Here is a 19,745-nt window from a genome sequence, read left to right as displayed (position 1 = left end):
TCGGACTTCCCCCGCCGACGGAGGTCGGTCTTGTCAGACGGTCAGATAGGCGGCGCTCTCGGCTAGGATCGAATGCTCCTCCCACGCCTCGCGGTCCCGCAGGTAGCGCGGATCGTCGGCCACGATCGACCGGGTCTCGGCGCCGCCCACGGTCAGCTGCCAGCGTACGGTGCCGGTCACCCTGACCGCGCAGGTGTCGATGAACGACTGCAGCGCCAGACGCAGTTCGCCGTACCAGCGGCCCTCCAGGGCCTCGCGCACCCACAACTGCTCCAGGTGCATCTTCTCGCGCATGGTCTCGGCCTCGAGGGTGGCGGTCTCCAGGTGGCGGTAGGTGCGCAGCAGTAGCCAGGCCGCCGGCATCTCCCGGATCTCGAGGACCTTCTCCCCGTTGTCCAGGTGCTCCAGGCCGCTGTACCGGCCCAGGCCGTAGGCGCCGACCCGGGTGTTCAGCTCGGCGACGAGCTCCCGCAGCGGCAGCTGCACGCCGTCGAGCGCCACCGGGACACCCTCGTGGAACCGCACCTCAAGGCTCTCCGCGGTGAGACCGGGGCGAGCGGCGCTCCATCGGTACATGTGCTCCGGTACCGCGTGGTCCTCGGGGTCGTCGAGGATGCCCGACTCGAACTCGCGGCACCACAGGTTGGAGTCGCCGCTGACGATCCGCTCGCTCATCTGGTCCAGCCCGACCTCCTTGAGCTCCAGGATCTTCTGCTCGCGGTCCACCGGGTCCAGGTCGTACGGGCTGCCGTAGTGGCCGGCGAAGCCGAGCAGGGCCAGCGCCCCGTTCAGTCGGCGCAGTGTGTTCTGCGACCGGTTCGCGGTGTGCACGACGGCGGTGGCGCCGAGCTGCTGGGCCAACTCCACTGCGAGTCTCGCGATGAGCGGACGGCTCAGCGTGGAGCTGACCGGATGGGTGTCGAGGTAGACCGCCTGGGCGGCGATGGCCGGTCGGACGAACTCGTCGATGAAGGCCTGCCGGCCGTCGATGATGTGCAGGCGCACCCCGAGCTCGTCGGCGATGCGCTGCTTGTGCTCGCTGCTCTCGTCCTCGCCGATGTCGACGCTCACTGCGTGGATGTCGCTGAAGCCTGCGGCCTTCAGCCGCAGCAGCAGGTAGCTGCTGTCCAGTCCTCCGCTGAAGAGGGTCACGATGGGCTGGTCCGGGTCCAGCGCCTCGCGCGTGAGCTGCCGGAACGAGCGGATGATCTGTCCTTGCTTCACAGTGGTTACCCTCAAAGGTCAGCTGTCGGTACGGGTGAACATGGCGATGAGCACGTCCCGGTGGCCCGGGACACCGGGCACCGCCGGGGTCACCGGGGTGACGCTGTGCAACAGCCGCTCGTCGTCCGCGAACAGGAACTCGCCCGACTCGGACAGCAGGACCTCACCGAGGCAGTCGCGGCTCTCGGCGTCGTACACCGCACTGACGCCGCCCTCGATGGAGTTCCGTCCGATCAGCAGGGTGAGCACGTGGTCGACGCCGTCGCGGTGCAGCCCCTCCGGCGTGGGCTGGCCGGCCTCCTCGCCACGGGCCAGGATCCGGTTCTGGAAGGTCTGGATCTTCCAGTCGGCCGCGCCCACGCTCCGCGCCAGCGTGCCGGCGCACCACTGGAAGATCGACCGCAGCACGGGGCCCTCCGCGACGTGCTGCTCGAAGGGCTCGAAGTGCCGCTCGATGCCGCCGTTGAGGTGGTTGATGTACAGCGGCTGGGAGTAGGCCACATGCGGCAGCCAGGTCACCTGCTCGGTGTCGGCCCGGTACGAGAACTCGGAGTAGCGCCGCTCACGGTAGGTGCCGCCGTCCGCCATGTAGCCGTCCTGGCGCAGGTTGTCCCAACTCGCGGTGAACTGCTGCCATTCGGGGCCCTCGACGAACTGGGCGTCGAACACCGAGGCGAGCGTCCCGTGGACATATCCCGCCTCGGCTATGCCGGTTGCGGGGGAAGGCTGGATGGAGTTGCTCATGGTTGATCCCTTTCTCTACGGAAAACACAGGGATGGCCGGGAATCGGGCATGCGGGATCCGCCGCTCCGGGTGCGGGAGGTCAGCTGCGGCTGGGCATGCAGGACCGTGTCCGCACGGTGATCACTTCCCGGCAGTGATCTTGTGCACAGGACGGTCGGGCGTGCACCGGCCCGCGACGTGAGACATCTCGCACCCGCGCTGCCGGCTGCGGAACGTTTCGACGCTACGAGCGCACGCCGGAAACACCGCCACGCTCCGCCCCTGCCCTCCTGCTCAATCAGGAAAGGAGGGAGCGGGAGCCGAGGGTCGGCGCCACAGTCGGTTGACGGGTCCACATCAGGACTGTGCGACAGACTGCAGCATAGTCATACGCATGACTATCTGACAAGCAATCAAATCGCAGCTCACAGCAGCGATATCGAGATCACCTGTTGCGCCAACTCATACGTATGACTAGCCTCTGAGTGCATGAAACACACGGCCCCCTCGTGATCCCACGACCAAAGTTGACATGTCCCGCTACGTAATCCTGGCCAAGGATCTGCGATGCGGGCCGATCCACGAGAACGAGCCCGCGAGTCAGCCGTGGAACGGATGACTCGCGTGGCGGTCGGTCGGGGGCTGGGGCATCTCGCACCGCCGCTCGCCTAGGACGCAGACAAACTCTGCGTGCTGACTGTGCGTCAATTGCGCTTCATCAGACCGAACATGGCCAGAGCAGCATTGTTCTCCACGACCATTCCGGACGTGGGTTCAACCGAGCCGGCTCGGTCTTCGGCGCCTTCCTCGGCTTCACCGGCCCGAAGGTGCCGCTACCGGTCCACCCGGACCCCCAGGGCGCAGGGCGCAGACCGATCGTGCGGCGTTCGACCGTGCCGTGCGCAGTGCTTCAGGCCCTCCCCAACGTTTCCCTCGCCCGTCCAGAGACAGGAGTTCCCTCTTGCGTCACATCACGGTGTACTGCGGTGCCTCCCAAGGTCGGCGGCCATCGCACCGGCTTGCCGCTACCGAGTTCGGCCGACTGATCGCCGAGTCGGGTCTCGGACTCGTCTACGGAGGTGCATCGACCGGGCTGATGGGTGCCGTCGCCGATGCCGCTCTGGCCGGCGGAGCTCCGGTCACCGGCGTCATCCCGGAGGACCTGGTGCGTCACGAGGTCGCACACCCGGGACTCACCCGGCTGGAGACCGTCTCCAGCATGCACGAGCGCAAGGCTCGCATGGTGGAGCTCGGCGACGCGTTCGTAGCACTCCCGGGCGGTTTCGGCACCGCTGACGAGTTCTTCGAGGTACTCACCTGGGCTCAACTGGGCCTGCACGGAAAGCCGTGCGCCCTGCTGGACACCGACGGCTTCTTCCAGCCGCTGCTGACGTTCCTGCGGCACGCCGCCGACGAGGGCTTCGTCCACCAGCGCTACCTGGACAACATCATCGTCAGCGCCCATCCGCAGGAGATCCTGGAGTCCTTCTCCAGCCACCGCGCCCTGCCGCACCTGTTCGCGGCGGCCTGACGGAGCACCATGACAATCCCCAGCTCCCTCAACCCCGTTACCACCGTGCGGCAGAGCCCCGCTGGCCTGGCGGTCTTCGACATGGACGGCACTCTGCTGCCCGGGACGACCGCCTGTCAGCAGATCGCACTCGCCGCCGGCGACCCGACCACGATCGACCGGCTCGAACAGGACTACCGCAAGGGCCTCATCGACAGCACCCGCTTCGCCGAACTGGCCCTGGAGTCCTGGGTCCAGGCCGGAGCGGACCTGTACCAACGGGCCTACGACGCCTGCCCGAAGATCGACGGCGTGCAACGCACGCTCGATTGGCTGCGTGCGCGCTCCGTAGCGACCTGCCTGATCACCATGTCACCCCGTCAGTTCGCCGCGTGCTTCACCGGATTCGACTACGTCTTCGCGTCCACCTATCCGACCGAAATCCTCGACCCGGAGGACAAGCCGCTCGTCGTCCGCCGCCTGCAACAGCAGCTCGGCCTCGACGACACGCGCACGATCGCCTTCGGCGACTCCGACTCCGACGTCCCGCTGTTCCGGACGCTCAGCCGGACCGTCGCGGTGAACGCGACCCCCAACCTGGCGGCCGTCGCGGCGCACCGGTACGACGGCGACGACATCTGGGCGGCACTCCAGGTCCTCCACCCCGTGACGGAGTCACGGTCATGACCTCACCCGGCATCATCGCGGCCGCCTGCCGGGCCTTCACCGCGGACTTCCCGGGCCAGGTGGCCGGCATCTCCGAGCCCCTGGGGGACGCCGGCTGGCAGGTGAAGTGGCAGGACGGGCTCGAAAGCCGCTTCCCCGACGGCGAGTTGTGCATCGACCTCCCCGAGGACCCGGCGGGGCGTACCGTACTGCTCTGGCAGTCCGTCACCGGGGATCACGCCGAGCCGGATGTCGCCATCATGAGCTTGCTGGCCACGGCACGCTGCTACCGGGAACACGGGGCGGGGCGCATCGTGGCCGTGCTCCCCCACCTGGCGTATGCGCGTCACGACCGGCACGTGCCCGGCCAGCGCCGACCGGTCATGGCCGCGCTGCTGGCCGGCCTCGCCGCCGCCGCGGGCATCACCGACATCGTCACCCTCGCCTCCGGTGCCCAGGACCTGCTGGCGCGGCTGTTCACCGGAACGGGTACCCGCCTCACCTTCCTGCCGGTGCACGAGCTCCACCTCGACATTCTCGCCCCGCTGATGGAAGCGGGCTCGGTCCTGGTCGCACCCGACCGGGGCGCCGCCGACCACGTCGGCATGCTCGCCGCCGCACTCGGCGTACCGGTGCTGGTCGCCGACAAGCGCCGTACCGGCCCGGAACAGGTGGCAGTGACCCTCCGGTGCCAGGAGGACCTCCGCGGCCTGAGGCATGCCGTGATCGTCGACGACCTGATCACCAGCGCGGCAACCGTGGAGAACGTCGCCTGGGCCATCCGCGATCAAGCCGTCGATCCACGGATCGACGTGGTCGCCACTCACCTCCGGCTGACTCCCGGCGGCGCCGAACGCCTGACCAGACTCTGCAGGCAACGCACCCTGCACAGCATTCACACCACCGACTCGGCCGGCCGCGCCGTCGTCCTGGGCGGGCTGACGACAAGGCCCGCCATTCCCCGGATGGCCCAGGCGCTGGCGGCATGGCTGGCGGACGACACGTCCGCAGTGCAACCGGAACGAAGGACCCTCGCATGACCGCCATCACCGAATCCCCCCTGGCCGTGCCCGGACTCGGCTACCCCGACCTGTCGATGTCGGTCGTGTGCCTCGACCAGACCCGGCTCGGCGAGCACATCGAAACCCTGCAGGGCCTCGGTATCTCACGCCTGCACGTCGATCTGGTCGACCCGGCCTTCGGCGGCGGCCTCGGGCTTCCCCTCGAAACCATCAGCGACCTGCGCCGCAACTGCCCGCTGCCGGTGGACGTCCACATCATGCTCTCCCGACCCGAGCTGCTGCTCACCGAGGCGGCCTCCCGCGGCGCTGCAGGCATCTGCGTGCACCAGCGCTCGCTGACCCCGAAGATCGCTCTGCTCCTGCGTGGCATCGCCGCCAAGGGAACCGAGGTCGGACTGGCCATCGACCCCGACGAGTCCATCTCCATGTCGGCGCTCGAAGCCGTCCGCCCCGAGCGGTTGACGGTGATGAGCGTCGTCCCCGGAGGCGCCGGCCGCCCGTTCCGACCGGAGGCCCTGACCACCGTCGCCGAGGCACGAAGGCTGCGCGAACGCGGTCTCATCAAGCGAGTTGAAGTCGACGGGGCGGTGGGTCCGCAGACCGCTGACCGCATGGTCGCGGCCGGTGCGGACCAACTCGTACTGGGAAGCACGGTCTTCCCGAACCGGTCCCCCCTCGCCAACCACCTGCCCGAGCTGCTCCGCTCGCTGGCCGGTCCCTCCCACCCGACTTCCTGACGGAGGACTTCCCATGCGTACCCAGACGATCCGGATCGGCGACATCCAGCGCGACCTCCCCGTGGTGGCAGTGAGCGAAAGCCTCAGCATCGCCTTCCTCAAGCTGTACGGCGACCTGGAGTTGGTCGACGCGGCAACGAACGCCCTGGCCGAGCGCCTGCGGGATGACGTGGACGTCATTCTCGGCCCCGAGTCGGGCGGCATCCTGCTCGCGCACAAGCTCGCCGAAAAGGCACACAAGCCCTATCTGGTGGCCCGGAAGAAGGTCCGGCCGAACATGGCCGCACCGATTCGCGTCCCGGTCCAGACCATCGGTACCGCGGGCTCCCAGGAACTGGTCCTCGGAGAGGACGATGCGGCGCTGGTCCACGGCCGGCGCGTCGCCCTGATCGACGAAGTGGTCAGCAGCGGCGGTACCCTGACCGCTCTGCAGGCACTGGTCGACGCCGCCGGCGGCGAGATCGTCCAGATCCTCGCGGTGGCGACCGAAGGAGACGAACGCCCCTCGGTCACCAGCCTGTTCCACCTGCCGCTCTTCACCACCACCGCACCGGACGAGACCGCCGGATGAACCGGCAAGACCGCCGCTGGCACAGTGTGACCGCCCTGTGCCTGGTCCAGGTCCTCGTGGCGCTCGAGTTCTCGATCGCCAACGTGGCCCTGCCGGTCCTCGCACAGGACTTCGCCGTGTCGGCCCGGGACCTGCAGTGGGTCCTGTCGGGGTACGCACTCGCCTACGGGTCGACGCTCCTGTGCGGTGGGCGCTTCGCCGACGCCTACGGTCCGCGGAGGGTACTGCTCATCGGTCTGACCGCCTTCACCGCCGCTTCGGTGGCGGCCGCGCTCACCCCGGCCTTCGCCCTCCTGATCGCGTTCCGCGTGGCGCAAGGGGTGGCCGCCGCCGCGGCCACCCCGGCCGCACTCGCGCTGATCACGACACTCTGCACGGGCCGGGCCCGGACGGTGGCACTCGGCTGGTGGGGCGCCGGGGCTTCACTGGGATTCGCGACCGGCGCCGCTCTGGGCGGGATGCTCACCCAACTCGCGGGCTGGCCGGCAACGTTCTGGTGCTGTGCGCTACTGGCGGCGGCAACCGCGGTCATGGTCCGGCTGTGGGTTCCGGAGGCACCCGCCGGGGCCCAGGGTCGCCCGGACATCGTGGGCGCACTCCTCCTCGCCGCCTGCGCCGCAGCGGCCATCAGTACGCTGTCGCTGCTGCCCGAGGCTGCGGAGAAGACCTGGCAGATCAGTGGCTGCACCCTCTCGTCGGTGGCGCTGTGGGCCGTCTTCCGGATGCACGGTGACCGCCAGGCCGACCCTCTCCTGCCACGTGGGTTCGTCACCCGTGGACCAGTGCTGCGGGCCAATCTCGCCGGCGCCTGGGCCGCCGCAGCGGGGGGTTCGATGGTCTACTTCGCCGCCGCTTTCATGCAGAGTGCGCTCCGTTGGCCCGATCTCGTCACCGGCCTCACGCTGCTACCGGACGCGGCGGCGGCGGCGATCGGTGCACGCGTCGCCGCACCACTGCACCGCCGGCTCGGCACGCTCCGGGCCTGTGCTGCCGGGTTGGGCGCCATTGCGGTCGGCATGACGGTACTTGCCGGCACCCCGGTGACCGGGCTTCCCCTGGCCTTCATACTGGCCGGGACCTGTCTCACCGGTTTCGGCCTGGTCCTCGTTGCGGTGGTCACCGCCGTGGCGGCGACCACCGAGCTGAACGCGGACGAGCACGGCCTCTCCGGTGGCCTCCTCATCACCACTCAACAGCTGGGCGTCTCACTCGGCTTGGCCGGTCTGCTGGTCGTCGGCCAGTTGACCACCGATGCACCGCTGTCCGTCAGCGGCACGCGGACCTGTTTCCTTGCCGGCGGCGTGCTCGCGGCTCTCGGAAGTGCGGCAATTCCGTTCACCGGAAGAGCCGGAGATAAGCGGCAACGGGTAGCACAGGACGCCTGACCGGGGCCGTCCGACGATCCGGACGCGGCTCGACCCGCGCATGAGTCGGCGGCATCGTCACGGTGACCAACTGACCGCCGTACGGAGCAGCGCCGCCCCGAGGCGCACGACCGGGGATACCCGCTTCATCAGGACACGGGCTCACCCGATCGGAAACGTCCGGAGCGGTCTACACTCACTCAGCGACAGAGGCAGAACGACGGACACCACCGCTCGGCTGGGAGACCGTGAGATCGACGAGACTGGAATACCCGCACACCAAGGAGAGCGAGCTGATAGGTTTCAGACGATTGGTATGTAGATGAATGGCAACGACCAGCGCCGCCCCGTCACTGCCACGGATGTGGCCCGAGCGGCGAAGGTGTCCCAGTCGACGGTCTCGCTGGTACTCAACGGCAAGTGGCAGGGCAGAATCCGTGAGGACACCGCCCGTCGCGTGATGAGGACCGCGGATGATCTGGGCTACCGGATCAACCAGTCCGCTCGTAATCTGCGGCTGGGTAGCACCGGAACGGTCCTCCTGGCCGTCCCGACACTGGTCAATCCGGTCTTCGCGACCGTTCACGCCGGCGCCGCCCGTGTCGGCGCGAGCAACGGTCTCGGCATCGTGGTCTTCCCACTCAGCGCAGAGGACGGCTTCGGACCGTTCCCCACGCCTCGGCAGGCGCTCGACGGAGTGATCGCCTGTTCGCTGTCCGCCCACGCCGTCTCCAACCTGCGGACCGGACTCCCCCTGGTCGTCCTCGACGACGCGCCCGTCCCCGACACGCCGACCGTGACCATGGACACCGGCGGCGGAATGGCGAAGGCGCTGGCCCACCTCACCGCCCTCGGTCACCGTCGCATCCTGCACCTGCGCGCCGAACGCCCCGCATGGACGTTCACTCGACGGGCGGAGGCGTTCGACCAGTGCATCCTCAGCCATCCGCAGGTGACGGCGGACCACCTCTCGTGCTCCTTCGCGATCGAGGAGATCCGCGACCGGACGATCCAGGCACTGTCCGTCGCCAACCGTCCCACGGCCATCGTCTGCGACGACGACAACATGGCCTTGTCCATCTATGCCGCAGCAAGCGCGCTCGATCTGACCATCGGCAGGGACCTTTCCGTCATCGGATTCAACGATCTGCCAACGGCGGCTTTGGCCACACCTCCTCTCACCACCGTCCGACTCCCTCTCGGCGCACTCGGTTTCCGAGGAATGCAGGCGCTCATCGATCTCCGCGGTGGGGTCGCGAACGATCCGGTGACGCTTCCGACCGAACTCGTCATCCGGAAGTCCACCGGGCCTGCCCCGGCGACCACCTGATCCAGCTGCTCGACATCGTCCGGTCGATCCGGCGGGCACGGAGCCGCAGGACGCCGTTCACTCACGAACTCACTGACTGACTGACTCCGCGGGCGTCGCCGGAGGCCAGCGGTACCACGTCCTCGACGGCGACTGGGTGGCCGACCGCCGAGGTGGCGGCGGCCTGAAGGCTGGCGACGGTGGACGGGCCCTGAGCGCCCGCCGCGAGGAGCACCATGCCGTGGCCGCGGGCGACCAGGGCGGCGGGCACCTGGTCGTGCGCGACGGCGTCACGGGCGGCGTCGGCGCTGGGGTAGCGGTGGAAGGTGTACGCGTCGGGCGTGGTGTCGTTCAGGGCGAGTTCGGTCTGCGCGGCCGACTGCTCGGAGGCCGCGATGCCCAGTGCCTGGTGATGAGCCGTGGGCGCGTGGAAGGCCGCCAGGTAGACCGCGACGAACACCGTCCCGATCGCCAGAGCGGTCACCACCGGACCGAGCATGGCCTTGCGGATCCCGGCACCGGCGGCGAGCACCGGGGTGGGGACGCCGGGCTCGGTGTCGAGCAGCGCATGGCGGCCGTGTCGCTCGGTCTTCCCGGGACGGGAGGCGGGCGGCACGTCGACGGACGCCCCTTCCTGCCGGTCGGCTGACGAGGCCGACCGGGTCGACTCGGCCCCTTCGGGGTAGGTGTGCGAGGAGACAGTCGTGCTGTGGTGCATGGGGAGGATATCTACCGCTTACGCGCGGCGTGCGATCGGGGGACTTCTTGCGGTGAGCGCCAACTGGGCTTCAGCCGTGCGGACTTGCCCGTCAAGCGCCCGTGCCGGATCGGCCCGACAACCGCCTGCAAGGGCCGACTCGGCACGGGAGAAGACTTCTAGAAGAAGCCGCCGTCCATGGCCAGCGTGCGGCCGGTCATGTAGGCAGCGTCGCCGGAGGCGAGGAAGGCGTAACCCGCGGCGATCTCTTCGGGCTGGGCCAGGCGCCCGAGCGCACCGTGGACGGACAGCCACTGGGAGAGCGGCATCGACCCCCTGAGCTGGGGGTGCTGGTAACTGGCGGCATGCTCCGCGGCCATCTCGGTGGCGGTACCGCCGGGGGCGATCGCATTGATGGTGATGCCCCGCCGACCGAGCTCCGCGGACAGGTTGAGGACCATGGATTCCACGGCCGCCTTGGACGAGGCGTACAGGGTGTGACCGAACACCGCTCGGGAGGCGCTCACCGAGGAGGTGAGCACGATCCGCCCGCCCTCCCGCATGTGGGCAGCGGCGTGCTGGACGGCGAACAGCTGACCGCGGGTGTTCACGGTGAAGACACGGTCGAAGTCGGCCGGGGTGATGTTCTCCAGGGCGTCGAAATGCTCGATGCCGGCGCACGAGGCCAGCACGTCGAGCCGGCCGAACTCGGACACCGCCCGCTCGATCAGGGCCTTGGTCTGCTCGGGGTCCGCGACGTCCGCGCACATGGCGAGTGCCCTGCCGCCGTCGGCCGCGAGCCTGGCGACCAGCGCGTCCGCCGCCTGCTGGTTGCCGCGGTAGCCGATGACGATCGCCGCCCCCTCCGCGGCCAACCGTGTAGCGACCGCCGCGCCGATCCCCCGGCTGCCTCCGGTCACCACCGCGATCTTGCCCGTGAAGCGGCTGCTGCCCACAGATGCCATGGGTCTTCTCCCTTCCTGCGACGCCGCCACTGGTGCACGAGCACGAGAGCGGCAACGGCTCTGGCTCCGGCCGTTGCGTTCCTCAGGCCGACATCTCGAGGCTAGCACTAACCGCAGGAAATCCTTCACTTATTCTGGGTGTCATACGCTCGGCGCACACACGGAGCACGACGACAGCAGAGGTGGACCACGGTGACCGGCAGCACTCCAGGACGACACGGGACCCCGCGGCTGCGCGCCGACGCCGCACGCAACCGCGCCCAGATCCTGGCCGCGGCACGCATCGCCTTCCGCGAGTCGGGCACCGCCGTCCCCCTGGACGAGATCGCGCGCCGGGCAGGCGTGAACATCGCTACCCTCTACCGACGCTTCCCCGACCGCGACGCCCTGATCACCCAGGTCCTCCTGGACGGATTCACCTTGGTGCTCGACACCGCCCGTACGGCGGCGAAGCAGGCGCAGACCGACCCGCTCACGGCCGTGGAGACCTTTCTGCAGGGCCTGATCGACAACCGCGACCTGCTCTCACTGCCCCTGATCGGGGGCCCCATGACGAACGACCCCCAGGCCCACGAACTGCTACGGGAGATCGCCTCCGCTCTGGAGGAAATCCTCACCGAAGGGCGCGCCCGCCAGGCGCTCCGGCCCGACGTCACCGCCGTCGACCTGATCACCACCGCCGCCCTGATCTGCCGCCCCCTCCCCCATCTCCCACCCCAGCAGGCCACCGCGCTGGCCACGCGACACCTCGGCGTCTTCCTCGACGGGCTACGCCCGGAGCACACCCGCACCCTGCCACCGCCCCCCACCCACGAGGAGATGGCAGCCCACCTCGTTCTCGAGAACGGGTCGGCCGACACTTCGACCCAACCCTGACCAGCGGTCATCGCCGCTGTGGGGCCTGCCGTCCTTTCCGGACGACAGGCCCCACAGCTTCTCCCGGCGCCGGGCGGGACAGGACTGCGCCCCGGATCAGCGCACTGGACCGTCTTCGGGAGATCGAGCGTCTCGCCTACCGGGTCACCGTGGAGGCGTCCAACGAGGACTGGCTCTCCTTCGAGCCTGATCCGGAGGACGCGACACCCCTCCAACGCAGCGTCAACGCGCTCACGCTGGTCCTGCACAGTGCTCCAACGGGCCTGGCTCAGCTGCCGGTTGGAGCCGGGCGCAGGTCGTCCTGGCCCTTCACCGCCGTCGTCTGCTCGCCGTCGACCACGTAGGAGACCACGCCGCTCCAGCGGCCGTCGGCACTCCGCCGCCACTCGGTGAGCAGGCCGCGCACCCACTGCCGTCCCACCCGTACCAGGCACGGTCTGGTGTCAACCGTGGGACGGTAGCCGGGGAAGCAGCGGATGCACGCTCCCCGCCCCCGGGCCATGGCGTCCGCGACCGGGACGCGTTCCGGGGTGTGGACCTCACGTCCGAAGCGCGCGGCCCGCCGCTGGCCGTCGTGCAGTGCTTCGCACGACTCGGAGCGGTGGAAGACCGACCCGCCCCGGGTCGTGTAGACCGACGCGCACAGCCCACGCGGTACCGGCTTGCAATGGCCGCACTGGCCCACTATCAGGTCGTGATCACAACGCTCGTCAGCCATGAGTGCAGGATGCCGTCGATGCGGCAGCCTGGCAATGACATTCCGTCAGAGGCGGCCGGCCTGACCGCAGCGGCCGGGTCCGGTGTGCCACTCGCGCTGCCAATGGGAGAAGGCCTGCTGGACATCGCCGGCTGCGTGGGCGAGTGCACCTCGGTCGGGTTCGGCCGGGGTGAGGTGCGGTAGGTGGACGATGGCGTCGTAGGCGTCCAGCGGGCTCTGGTCGGAGTAGAAGGTGCCGACGCCGGCGCGCTGCTGGGAGGCGGCTCGTACGGTCGCGGCGTCGGCCGGGGACAGCCGCCGCAGGTCGGTCGCGAAGGGTCCGTCGTGGCTGGCGGCCATGAGCGCGTCGAGGCTGCCGGACCGGGGCGGTTCCATCCGCGCGAAGAGGGTGCCGGTGTAGAAGTCGGGCCCGTTGTTGAGGATCTGGCCGGTCCCCGAGGTGGTGCCGATGACCCGGTAGTCGGTACCCAGCCGGTCTGCCAGGTGCATGCCCATCGGCGTGATCGGGGACAGCCCGGGAAGAGTTCCCGGCCAGCGTTGGACGTGGCCGTTGTGGGCGGCCAGTACGATCCGGTCCTGCCTGCTCAGTATCCAGTCGACCGTGTCCGCGATCGTGGCGTCGCGGTCGAGCATCATCCCCTGCCGGTCCCCGCGCGCCATCTCGCGGAACATCGCATCCAGGGTGACCGTGACACGCAGCGAACGCAGCGCACACTCGTAGGCCCCCTCGGTGGTCCGCCGCAGGTACTCCAGGCGCCTGCCGGTCATCCGCGCGGTGAGATCGGCGAGGCCCGCCGTCAGCGCGTCCCGGCTCCCGGGCGTGAGGTTCCCGTAGGCGGCGATGGCTGCGGGGGCCGCGAACGCGGACGCGGCCGCGAAGGCCGAGGCCGTCTCCCGGATGCCCGGATCGATCTCGAACTCGGGATCGGCCTGCGCGAGGTAGGCGGACACGGCGTCAAGGCCGGGCAACAGGGACACCATCGAGCCGGGCAGGTCGATCCCATGGAAGCCCACGGGGCGCGCGGCGGTGCGGTTGTGCTCCCGCATCCACTCCAGGTGGGCGCGCATCTGCGACCACAGCCCCATCAGGGACGTCATTCCGTCCGCCATGACCCGGCCGAGCCGGTCCCCACCCCCTCGGACCCAGTCGTCGACCAGCCGGCCCTCGACGAATCCGGTCTCCATCGCGTAGGCGCCGAACCCGTGCCGTTCGACCAGATAGCGCAGCAGGCGGTGGCGGAGCTGGAAGAACTCGCGGTTGTAGTGCGCGCTTTCACCGATCGCCACCACCCTCGCGTCGCCGGTCACCTGGTCCAGCCATGAAAGGTCGTCCAGCGGTCCGCTCGGATCGAGCGTGCTCAGCGGGATCACCGCCTCACCGCTCAGTCGGACGGGTGCCACCGAAGGCTGCCTGCTCACTTTTGGCCCCTTGTCGCTCGGAGGAAGGTCTGTATTTCCATTTTTGGGAACGGTACCAGATATGGGATCGTGTCAGGATGACCTCGCTCGACCTTCTCCTCCACCCCGTCCGACTGCGCATCGTGCACGCCTTCTCCGGCGGGCGGACCCGCACCACGTCCGAGCTGTGCGCGCACCTGCCCGATGTCCCCAAGACCACGCTGTACCGCCATGTCGGTCTGCTGGTCGAGGCAGGCGTGCTCGATGTCGCGGCCGAACAGCGCGTGCACGGCGCGGTGGAACGCCACTACCGGCTGCACCGGGACCGCGCGGCGATCGGCACCGACACGGCTGCGTCGATGTCCCTGGACGACCACCGCCGCGGGTTCGCCGCCGCCATGGCGGCCCTGCTCGCCGAGTTCGGCGGCTACCTCGACCGGGACGGAGCCGACCCGACGGACGACCAGGTCGGCTACCGGCAGGGCGTCCTGTGGCTCAGCCAGGACGAACTCACCGACATGATCGACGCACTCCGCGAGGTCCTCGTGGCACGGGCGGCCAACGCACCCGCGCCCGGCCGCAGCCCCCACCTGGTGAGCGCGGTCTTCTTCCCGATCGAGGAGCCACCGCTGCCCGAGGCAGACTGCGGCCCGTGAGCCGATCCGCGGCCCGGCCGACTACCGGCTCCGCACGCTCGCACCGTGCCGTCGCCGTGCTCTCGTCGTACCGTCGGTAGTGCGCCCTGCCCAGGACGTCGAACCGACGTCGCCAGTCCGAGGCCGCCGTTGCCCGTGCCGTGCGCAGACCGTCCGCGGACAGCTTCCGGGCCCAGCGGTCGCCGTCTACACGCGGATCCGCACCCCACACCACCAACAGCACAGCAGCGACAGCACCAGCAGCCGGTGGAGCGGCGCGGGCCAGTCCCGCAGCCCGACTCCGGCCTCTGAAAGGGAAGTTGGCCCCTGCCCGGCCGACAACCTGGCAGGCCGGCCACCCGGTGGGCCACGTCCCGCTCCCCCGCCACCGGCCACCCGTCCACCGGCCCGACCAGCCCCCGGGCGGCTCCCCGGGTCCGACCGCCGGCCCACGCGCCGACGGCCGTACCGGGCAGCCGCGGTCCGCGACCGGGTAGCCGCCCGGCGGCGAACCCCCGGGCATTGGAGGAGATCATGGAACTCGCCTTTCTCAGCCCGCTGCTCGCGGGTCCGCTGCCGGAGCGGGCCAAGCCCTGGGCGTCCGTCTACCTGGACACCTCCCGGGCGACCGAGGACGCGGTGAAGCAGCAGGACCTGCGCCGACGCGCGGTCGCCAGGCAGCTCGCCGACCAGGGCGCGGACGAGCCCACCCGGGCCGCCGTGGACGGCACGCTCGCCGCCGCACCCGTCTCCGGAACCCCGGCCGGACGGGCCCTGTTCGCCACCGAAGGCTCGGTGGTGCTGGATGTTCCGCTGGAGGCGGCCCCGGCGATGCCGGAGGCCACCTGGTCCGCGCTACCGCATCTGGCCCCGCTTCTCACGCTGCGCGGTGAGGACACCGCCTGCCTGGTCGCCCTGATCGACCGCACCGGTGCCGATCTGGAGCTGCGCGACGGGCGGGCGAACGGCCACTCCCGGGCGCGGGTCAGGCTCGGCAGCGCGGAGGGCGAGCAGTGGCAGGACCGCGGGCACCGCTCGGTTCCGGCCGACCGCTACGGCTGGCACTACGAGCAGCGGCTCCAGGACACCTGGGACCAGACCGCCCAGGTCATCGCCGACGAGCTCACCCGGCGCTGGCCGGACAGTGGTGCCCGGCTGCTGGTGCTGGCCGGGGACGCCCGGGAGCGCCGGGCCGTGCACAACCGGCTGCCCGACTGGCTGCAGCCGCACGCCGTGGAAGTCGACGGCGGTGCCAGGACGGCCGGAGCCTCCTCCGAGGCACTCGACCGGCGGATCGCCGAGGCCAAGACCGCGTACCGGACGGAGCGGCTGGACGACGCCCTGGACCAGTTCCACGCCGGGCGCGGACGACCGGGTGAACACGGTGCATCCGGCCCGGACAGCAGCCCGGGACCGGCCGCCGAGGGCATCCCGGCCGTCCTGGACGCCGCCCGCCGCCACCAGGTGGCCACCCTGTTGCTCGACGAGTCCGCGGGCGATCCCGGCCGCCAGGTCTGGGTCGGTCCCGGCCCCGACCAGCTGGCCAGCAGGCGCACCGACGCCCACGCCCTCGGCGTCGCGCGACCGCAGCCGGCCCGGGCCGACGACGCCCTGCTGCGCGCCGCGGCGGCCGCCGGTGCCGAGGCGGTACTCGTCCCCACAGAGGCCGGCGGTCCGGCTGGCGGGGTGGGCGCGGTGTTGCGCTGGAGCGACTGACCGGGCCTGCCTCGTGCCGATCGGCCCCGGTCTCCGGCGGGAGCGGCTACTCCCGCCGGAGACCGGGCTGTCGACGGCCGGGCGGCACCCGGCGCTCTGCGGTGTACGTGGCCCGGCCCACCCCTCGCTCAGTCCCGGCGGTCCAGAGCGTCCGAAACCAGCGACTGCTCGGTCCAGATGACCTTGCCGTGGGCCGTGTAACGGGTGCCCCAGCGGTTGGCGAACTGGGCGACCAGGAACAGCCCGCGGCCGCCCTCGTCCGTGCTGGAGGCGTGGCGCGGATGCGGCGAGGTGCTGCTGGCGTCGGCGACCTCGCAGGTCAGGTAGCGGTCGCAGATCAGCCGGACGGTGATGGGCTGGGCGCCGTAGCGGATGGCGTTGGTGATCAGCTCGCTGAGGATCAGCTCGGTGGTGAAGGCGATCTCGTCCAGGCCCCAGTCGGCCAGCCGGCTGGCGCACTCGGTGCGGATCCGGGAGACGGCGGCGGGATCGGCGGGGACCTGCCACTCGGCGACCTGACGCTCGGCCAGCAGCCGGGTGCGGGCCACCAGCAGCGCGATGTCGTCGCTCGGGTGCGGGGGCAGTGCGGTGGCCAGTACGGCCTCGCAGGTCTCCTCCGGGGTGCGGCCGGGGCCGGCCACGGTGGTGCGCAGCAGCTGCATCCCGACGTCGAGGTCCCGGTGGCGGCTGTGGACGAGTCCGTTGGTGTACAGGACGATCCGGCTGTCCTGGGGTAGCCGGAGTTCGGTCACCTCGAAGGGCAGGGCTGCCGTGCCGAGCGGCGGATTGCCGGGAACGTCGGGGAAGACGGCGGTGCCGTCCGGTTGGACGATCACCGGCGGGGGATGTCCGGCCCGGGCCACGGTGCACACGCCCGAGACGGGGTCGTAGATCGCGTACAGGCAGGTGGCCCCGGTGACCGTGCCGCCGTCGCTCTCCACCGTCTTGTCCTGGTCGATGGTGGCGACCAGTTCGTCGAGGTGGCCCAGCAGCTCGTCGGGGGCGATGTCCAGGCTCGAGAAGTTGTGGATCGCGGTCCGCAGCCGGCCCATGGTGGCCGCGGCGTGCAGCCCGTGGCCGACGACGTCGCCGACCACCAGGGCCACCCGTGCCCCGGGCAGCGCGATGATGTCGAACCAGTCGCCGCCGACTCCGGCCTGGGCCGGCAGGTACCGGTGGGCGACCTCCAGCGCGTTCTGCTCCGGCAGGCGTCTGGGCAGCAGGCTGCGCTGCAGGGTGACGGCGACGGCGTGTTCGCGGGTGTACCTGCGGGCGTTGTCGATGCAGACCGCCGCGCCGGCGACCAGTTCCTCGGCTAGGGAGAGGTCGTCTTCGGTGAACGGCTCCGGGGTGGCGGCGCCGCGCCAGAAGATGGCCATGCCCAGGGTGACGCCACGTGCCCGCATCGGCGCGGTGATCTGCGAGTGGAGGCCGCGGCGGAGGATCTCCTCGGACCGCTCCTCGTCCTGGGTCCGCCAGGCCTGGTCGGCCCTCAGGTCCGTCACCATGCTCGCCCGGCCGCTCTCCAGGTTCCGTGTCTGCGCGGCCCCCGGGATCCACTCGATGCTCTCGCCCACGCCGTAGAGCGGCCAGTTCCCCTCGATGCCCCGGGCGACCACCCGGCGCATCACCGTCAGCAGGTCCGTGCCCGGCTCGTCGCCGGCCAGTACCGGGTCCAGCAGGTCCACCGTGGCGATGTCCGCGAACCGCGGGACGGCCACCTCGGCCAGTTCCTCGGCCGTGCGCACGACGTCCAGGGTGGTGCCGATCCGCTTGCCCGCCTGGTACAGCAGGCGCAGTCGCTCCCGCGCCACCTGCGCGAGTCCGGCGACGGCCCGCAGCTCGGTGGTGTCGCGCAGGGTCGCCACCGATCCCAGCGGCCCGCCGTAGATCGCGGTCGGCCGGTGGTTGACCGCGATCAGCCGCTCGCCGACGGGGAAGACCTCGTCCTCGGCGGCCCGCCCGGAGAGCAGCAGTTCGGTGACGGCCGGGTCCAGGTCCAGGGTGGAGAGGTGCTGGTGCTCCGGGGCCGGGGGAAGGCCGAGCAGCCGCTTCGCCTCGTCGTTGGCGAGCAGCAGCCGCCCGTCCTGGTCGATGATGAGCACTCCCTCGCGGACGGCGTGCAGCACTGCGTCGTGGTGCTCGAACATCCGGGTGATCCCGGTCGGGCCCAGGCCGTGGGTCTGGCGGCGAAGCCGCCGGCTCATCTGCGTGGCGCCGCTCACGGCCAGTGCCAGGGCCAGGGCGGCGGCGCCGAGCAGCAGCGGCAGTCTGTGGTCGACCGTGCTCACCACGTTCCCGGTCCGGATCCCGGCGCTGACCATCCCGACCAGCCTCCCGGTCGGATCGGTGACCGGGACGATGGCCCGGACCGCCTCCCCCAGAGGTCCCCGGTAGGTCTCGGTGACGGCCTGCCCGGCGGCCGCCCGCGCGATGTCGCCGTCGGCGCGCTTGCCGATCAGGACCGACACCGGGCCGGTATAGCGGATGCCGTCGGGTGACAGTACCGAGACGAAGTCGACCCCGGACTCCTTCCGCGCCGGCTCCGCGAAGGGCTGCAGCGCCGCCGTCGGATCGGTGCTGCGCAGCGCGGGCACCATCCCCGGCGCGTGCGCGAAGGCCTCGGCGGCGGCGAGCGAGCGGTCGGTGGCGTCGCGTCGCATGTCCTTCCCGATCTGGATCACCAGGGCGGTGGTGGCCGCTGCCACCAGCAGCACCACCGCCGCCAACTGCCACAGCAGCACCCGCCCGGCGACGCCCCCGGCCCCGAACCGTGACCGCCGATTCGGTCTCGCCGGCGCCTTCAGCCCGGTTCCCGGGTCCTGCCCGCCACCGCCGTCTCGCATGCTGGACTTCCCACCTTCGTTGATGGAACGTCAGAACTACAGCACACGATCAAGTCCAGGCCCCGGAGGCCGGACAGGACACGGGTGACGGCCGCCGGCTCCGGCGGACCGCGCAACCGCCCGCGACGGCCGGGCGGGCAGCGCACGGTCGCGGTGGACGCACCCCCGGGCCCGGGCCCCGCCGTGCTGGTTCCTTCCGCCGGTCACCGGGTATGCGGACCAGTAGGAGATGACCAGACCATGAGCGAGACCACACCGGGAAGCTCCGCATCCCCCTCAGCCGCGGAGAAGCTGCTCCATCCGGTCGACACGGTGATGACGACGGTGAGCCACCTACCGGGCGCCGCCACCGTCAAGGACGCCTTCGGCTCCGTTCTGGACACCGTCGGTGTCGTCTCGCCACGCTCACGCCGCATCGCGGCCTACGCCGGTGCCGGCCTGCTGGGCGCGGCGGGCCTCGTGGAGTGGCCGATCGCCGCCGCCGGCGCCGCGGTGGTGTGGCTGACCCAGCCGCGTCCGGGCGGGGCCGACGAGGGCGCCACTGCCGGTACGGGGGCCCGCGCGACCCGGACGACCCGCAGGGCTGCGGCGAAGCCCTCCGCCAAGGCGAAGTCCTCGGCCAAGCGCCCCGCGACGACGAAACCGCGCTCGAAGAAGACGGCGACGACCAAGGCGAAGCGGACCACCCAGTCGGGCGGGCGCCGCACGGCCACCGCCGCAGAGTCCGCTTCGGCCGCGGGCGGATGAGGGCTCGCGGCTGGGCGAAG

General features: G+C 70.9%; 18 protein-coding genes. 11 read left to right on the top strand and 7 right to left on the bottom strand.

The features are described from left to right. Nucleotides 1-33 precede the first annotated feature (33 nt). Together ACWDAK_RS10510 and ACWDAK_RS10505 are read right to left on the bottom strand one after the other, a co-directional pair. Nucleotides 34-1,224: an argininosuccinate synthase-related protein gene (locus ACWDAK_RS10510; RefSeq protein WP_344636040.1), complete on the bottom strand. Its 1,191-nt coding sequence runs from the start codon at nucleotides 1,222-1,224 to the stop codon at nucleotides 34-36. 18 nt (nucleotides 1,225-1,242) lie between these two features. Further along, the gene (locus tag ACWDAK_RS10505; protein ID WP_344636041.1) at nucleotides 1,243-1,968 is read right to left on the bottom strand and encodes a 2OG-Fe dioxygenase family protein; all 726 of its coding nucleotides are present in this window, start codon (nucleotides 1,966-1,968) and stop codon (nucleotides 1,243-1,245) included. Between the two features lie 941 nt (nucleotides 1,969-2,909). Here ACWDAK_RS10505 and ACWDAK_RS10500 point away from each other — a divergent pair. The 7 genes from ACWDAK_RS10500 to ACWDAK_RS10470 all read left to right on the top strand — a co-directional run bounded on the left by ACWDAK_RS10500 (nucleotide 2,910) and on the right by ACWDAK_RS10470 (nucleotide 9,148). Further along, nucleotides 2,910-3,479: an LOG family protein gene (locus ACWDAK_RS10500; protein ID WP_344636042.1), complete on the top strand. Its 570-nt coding sequence runs from the start codon at nucleotides 2,910-2,912 to the stop codon at nucleotides 3,477-3,479. 9 nt (nucleotides 3,480-3,488) lie between these two features. Next, complete coding sequence (locus tag ACWDAK_RS10495; protein WP_344636043.1) at nucleotides 3,489-4,145, top strand: HAD family hydrolase; 657 nt, start codon at nucleotides 3,489-3,491, stop codon at nucleotides 4,143-4,145. Beyond that, nucleotides 4,142-5,164, top strand: coding sequence for a ribose-phosphate pyrophosphokinase-like domain-containing protein (locus tag ACWDAK_RS10490; RefSeq protein WP_427393966.1), 1,023 nt, complete (start codon nucleotides 4,142-4,144; stop codon nucleotides 5,162-5,164). Before ACWDAK_RS10495 ends, ACWDAK_RS10490 begins: the two co-directional genes overlap by 4 nt. Then, nucleotides 5,161-5,883 carry a ribulose-phosphate 3-epimerase gene (locus tag ACWDAK_RS10485; protein WP_344636045.1) on the top strand — a complete coding sequence of 241 codons (723 nt, stop codon included), beginning with the start codon at nucleotides 5,161-5,163 and terminating at the stop codon, nucleotides 5,881-5,883. The genes ACWDAK_RS10490 and ACWDAK_RS10485 overlap by 4 nt, the downstream gene beginning before the upstream one ends. A gap of 13 nt (nucleotides 5,884-5,896) precedes the next feature. Continuing rightward, a complete protein-coding gene (locus ACWDAK_RS10480; RefSeq protein ID WP_344636046.1) occupies nucleotides 5,897-6,454 on the top strand; it encodes a phosphoribosyltransferase family protein in 558 nt (185 codons plus the stop codon). Next, complete coding sequence (locus ACWDAK_RS10475) at nucleotides 6,451-7,839, top strand: MFS transporter (protein WP_344636047.1); 1,389 nt, start codon at nucleotides 6,451-6,453, stop codon at nucleotides 7,837-7,839. Before ACWDAK_RS10480 ends, ACWDAK_RS10475 begins: the two co-directional genes overlap by 4 nt. Before the next feature lie 301 nt (nucleotides 7,840-8,140). After that, nucleotides 8,141-9,148, top strand: a complete 1,008-nt coding sequence (locus tag ACWDAK_RS10470) for a LacI family DNA-binding transcriptional regulator (protein WP_344636048.1) — start codon at nucleotides 8,141-8,143, stop codon at nucleotides 9,146-9,148. Nucleotides 9,149-9,209: 61 nt separating this feature from the next. Here the strand turns inward: ACWDAK_RS10470 and ACWDAK_RS10465 are convergent, their stop codons facing one another. After that, complete coding sequence (locus tag ACWDAK_RS10465; RefSeq protein WP_344636049.1) at nucleotides 9,210-9,845, bottom strand: hypothetical protein; 636 nt, start codon at nucleotides 9,843-9,845, stop codon at nucleotides 9,210-9,212. A gap of 158 nt (nucleotides 9,846-10,003) precedes the next feature. Then, complete coding sequence (locus ACWDAK_RS10460; protein WP_427393965.1) at nucleotides 10,004-10,789, bottom strand: SDR family NAD(P)-dependent oxidoreductase; 786 nt, start codon at nucleotides 10,787-10,789, stop codon at nucleotides 10,004-10,006. A 192-nt stretch (nucleotides 10,790-10,981) separates the two neighbouring features. On the opposite strand from ACWDAK_RS10460, the gene ACWDAK_RS10455 reads away from it, so the two are divergent. Beyond that, nucleotides 10,982-11,665 (top strand): TetR/AcrR family transcriptional regulator, encoded by a 684-nt coding sequence (locus ACWDAK_RS10455; RefSeq protein WP_427393964.1) that lies wholly within the window; start codon nucleotides 10,982-10,984, stop codon nucleotides 11,663-11,665. Nucleotides 11,666-11,933: 268 nt separating this feature from the next. On the opposite strand, the gene ACWDAK_RS10450 is transcribed toward ACWDAK_RS10455, so the two are convergent. Both ACWDAK_RS10450 and ACWDAK_RS10445 read right to left on the bottom strand, forming a co-directional pair. Next, nucleotides 11,934-12,383 carry a hypothetical protein gene (locus tag ACWDAK_RS10450; RefSeq protein WP_344636052.1) on the bottom strand — a complete coding sequence of 150 codons (450 nt, stop codon included), beginning with the start codon at nucleotides 12,381-12,383 and terminating at the stop codon, nucleotides 11,934-11,936. Nucleotides 12,384-12,428: 45 nt separating this feature from the next. Further along, nucleotides 12,429-13,802: an erythromycin esterase family protein gene (locus tag ACWDAK_RS10445; protein WP_427393963.1), complete on the bottom strand. Its 1,374-nt coding sequence runs from the start codon at nucleotides 13,800-13,802 to the stop codon at nucleotides 12,429-12,431. Between the two features lie 77 nt (nucleotides 13,803-13,879). Between ACWDAK_RS10445 and ACWDAK_RS10440 the strand changes: the two genes are divergently transcribed. Together ACWDAK_RS10440 and ACWDAK_RS10435 are read left to right on the top strand one after the other, a co-directional pair. Next, complete coding sequence (locus ACWDAK_RS10440; protein WP_344636054.1) at nucleotides 13,880-14,437, top strand: helix-turn-helix domain-containing protein; 558 nt, start codon at nucleotides 13,880-13,882, stop codon at nucleotides 14,435-14,437. A gap of 513 nt (nucleotides 14,438-14,950) precedes the next feature. Then, the gene (locus ACWDAK_RS10435) at nucleotides 14,951-16,132 is read left to right on the top strand and encodes a baeRF2 domain-containing protein (RefSeq protein ID WP_344636055.1); all 1,182 of its coding nucleotides are present in this window, start codon (nucleotides 14,951-14,953) and stop codon (nucleotides 16,130-16,132) included. Between the two features lie 128 nt (nucleotides 16,133-16,260). On the opposite strand, the gene ACWDAK_RS10430 is transcribed toward ACWDAK_RS10435, so the two are convergent. Further along, the gene (locus tag ACWDAK_RS10430; protein WP_427393962.1) at nucleotides 16,261-18,978 is read right to left on the bottom strand and encodes a SpoIIE family protein phosphatase; all 2,718 of its coding nucleotides are present in this window, start codon (nucleotides 18,976-18,978) and stop codon (nucleotides 16,261-16,263) included. 240 nt (nucleotides 18,979-19,218) lie between these two features. Between ACWDAK_RS10430 and ACWDAK_RS10425 the strand changes: the two genes are divergently transcribed. Further along, nucleotides 19,219-19,725 (top strand): hypothetical protein, encoded by a 507-nt coding sequence (locus ACWDAK_RS10425; RefSeq protein ID WP_427393961.1) that lies wholly within the window; start codon nucleotides 19,219-19,221, stop codon nucleotides 19,723-19,725. The last annotated feature ends 20 nt before the right edge of the window (nucleotides 19,726-19,745 follow it).

The sequence above is a fragment of the Kitasatospora sp. NPDC001175 genome (assembly GCF_053598215.1).
The sequence above is the reverse complement of the archived record's forward strand: the minus strand, read 5'-3'. Positions and strand labels throughout refer to the sequence as shown.

What these genes read in the sequence shown, in the direction of transcription:
- ACWDAK_RS10435 (WP_344636055.1), top strand. Translation starts at nt 14,951, where the DNA reads ATGGAACTCGCCTTTCTCAGCCCGCTGCTCGCGGGTCCGCTGCCGGAG.
- ACWDAK_RS10460 (WP_427393965.1), bottom strand. Translation starts at nt 10,789, where the DNA reads ATGGCATCTGTGGGCAGCAGCCGCTTCACGGGCAAGATCGCGGTGGTG.
- ACWDAK_RS10495 (WP_344636043.1), top strand. Translation starts at nt 3,489, where the DNA reads ATGACAATCCCCAGCTCCCTCAACCCCGTTACCACCGTGCGGCAGAGC.
- ACWDAK_RS10450 (WP_344636052.1), bottom strand. Translation starts at nt 12,383, where the DNA reads ATGGCTGACGAGCGTTGTGATCACGACCTGATAGTGGGCCAGTGCGGC.
- ACWDAK_RS10490 (WP_427393966.1), top strand. Translation starts at nt 4,142, where the DNA reads ATGACCTCACCCGGCATCATCGCGGCCGCCTGCCGGGCCTTCACCGCG.
- ACWDAK_RS10485 (WP_344636045.1), top strand. Translation starts at nt 5,161, where the DNA reads ATGACCGCCATCACCGAATCCCCCCTGGCCGTGCCCGGACTCGGCTAC.
- ACWDAK_RS10470 (WP_344636048.1), top strand. Translation starts at nt 8,141, where the DNA reads ATGAATGGCAACGACCAGCGCCGCCCCGTCACTGCCACGGATGTGGCC.
- ACWDAK_RS10440 (WP_344636054.1), top strand. Translation starts at nt 13,880, where the DNA reads ATGACCTCGCTCGACCTTCTCCTCCACCCCGTCCGACTGCGCATCGTG.
- ACWDAK_RS10425 (WP_427393961.1), top strand. Translation starts at nt 19,219, where the DNA reads ATGAGCGAGACCACACCGGGAAGCTCCGCATCCCCCTCAGCCGCGGAG.
- ACWDAK_RS10480 (WP_344636046.1), top strand. Translation starts at nt 5,897, where the DNA reads ATGCGTACCCAGACGATCCGGATCGGCGACATCCAGCGCGACCTCCCC.
- ACWDAK_RS10505 (WP_344636041.1), bottom strand. Translation starts at nt 1,968, where the DNA reads ATGAGCAACTCCATCCAGCCTTCCCCCGCAACCGGCATAGCCGAGGCG.
- ACWDAK_RS10465 (WP_344636049.1), bottom strand. Translation starts at nt 9,845, where the DNA reads ATGCACCACAGCACGACTGTCTCCTCGCACACCTACCCCGAAGGGGCC.
- ACWDAK_RS10430 (WP_427393962.1), bottom strand. Translation starts at nt 18,978, where the DNA reads ATGCGAGACGGCGGTGGCGGGCAGGACCCGGGAACCGGGCTGAAGGCG.
- ACWDAK_RS10475 (WP_344636047.1), top strand. Translation starts at nt 6,451, where the DNA reads ATGAACCGGCAAGACCGCCGCTGGCACAGTGTGACCGCCCTGTGCCTG.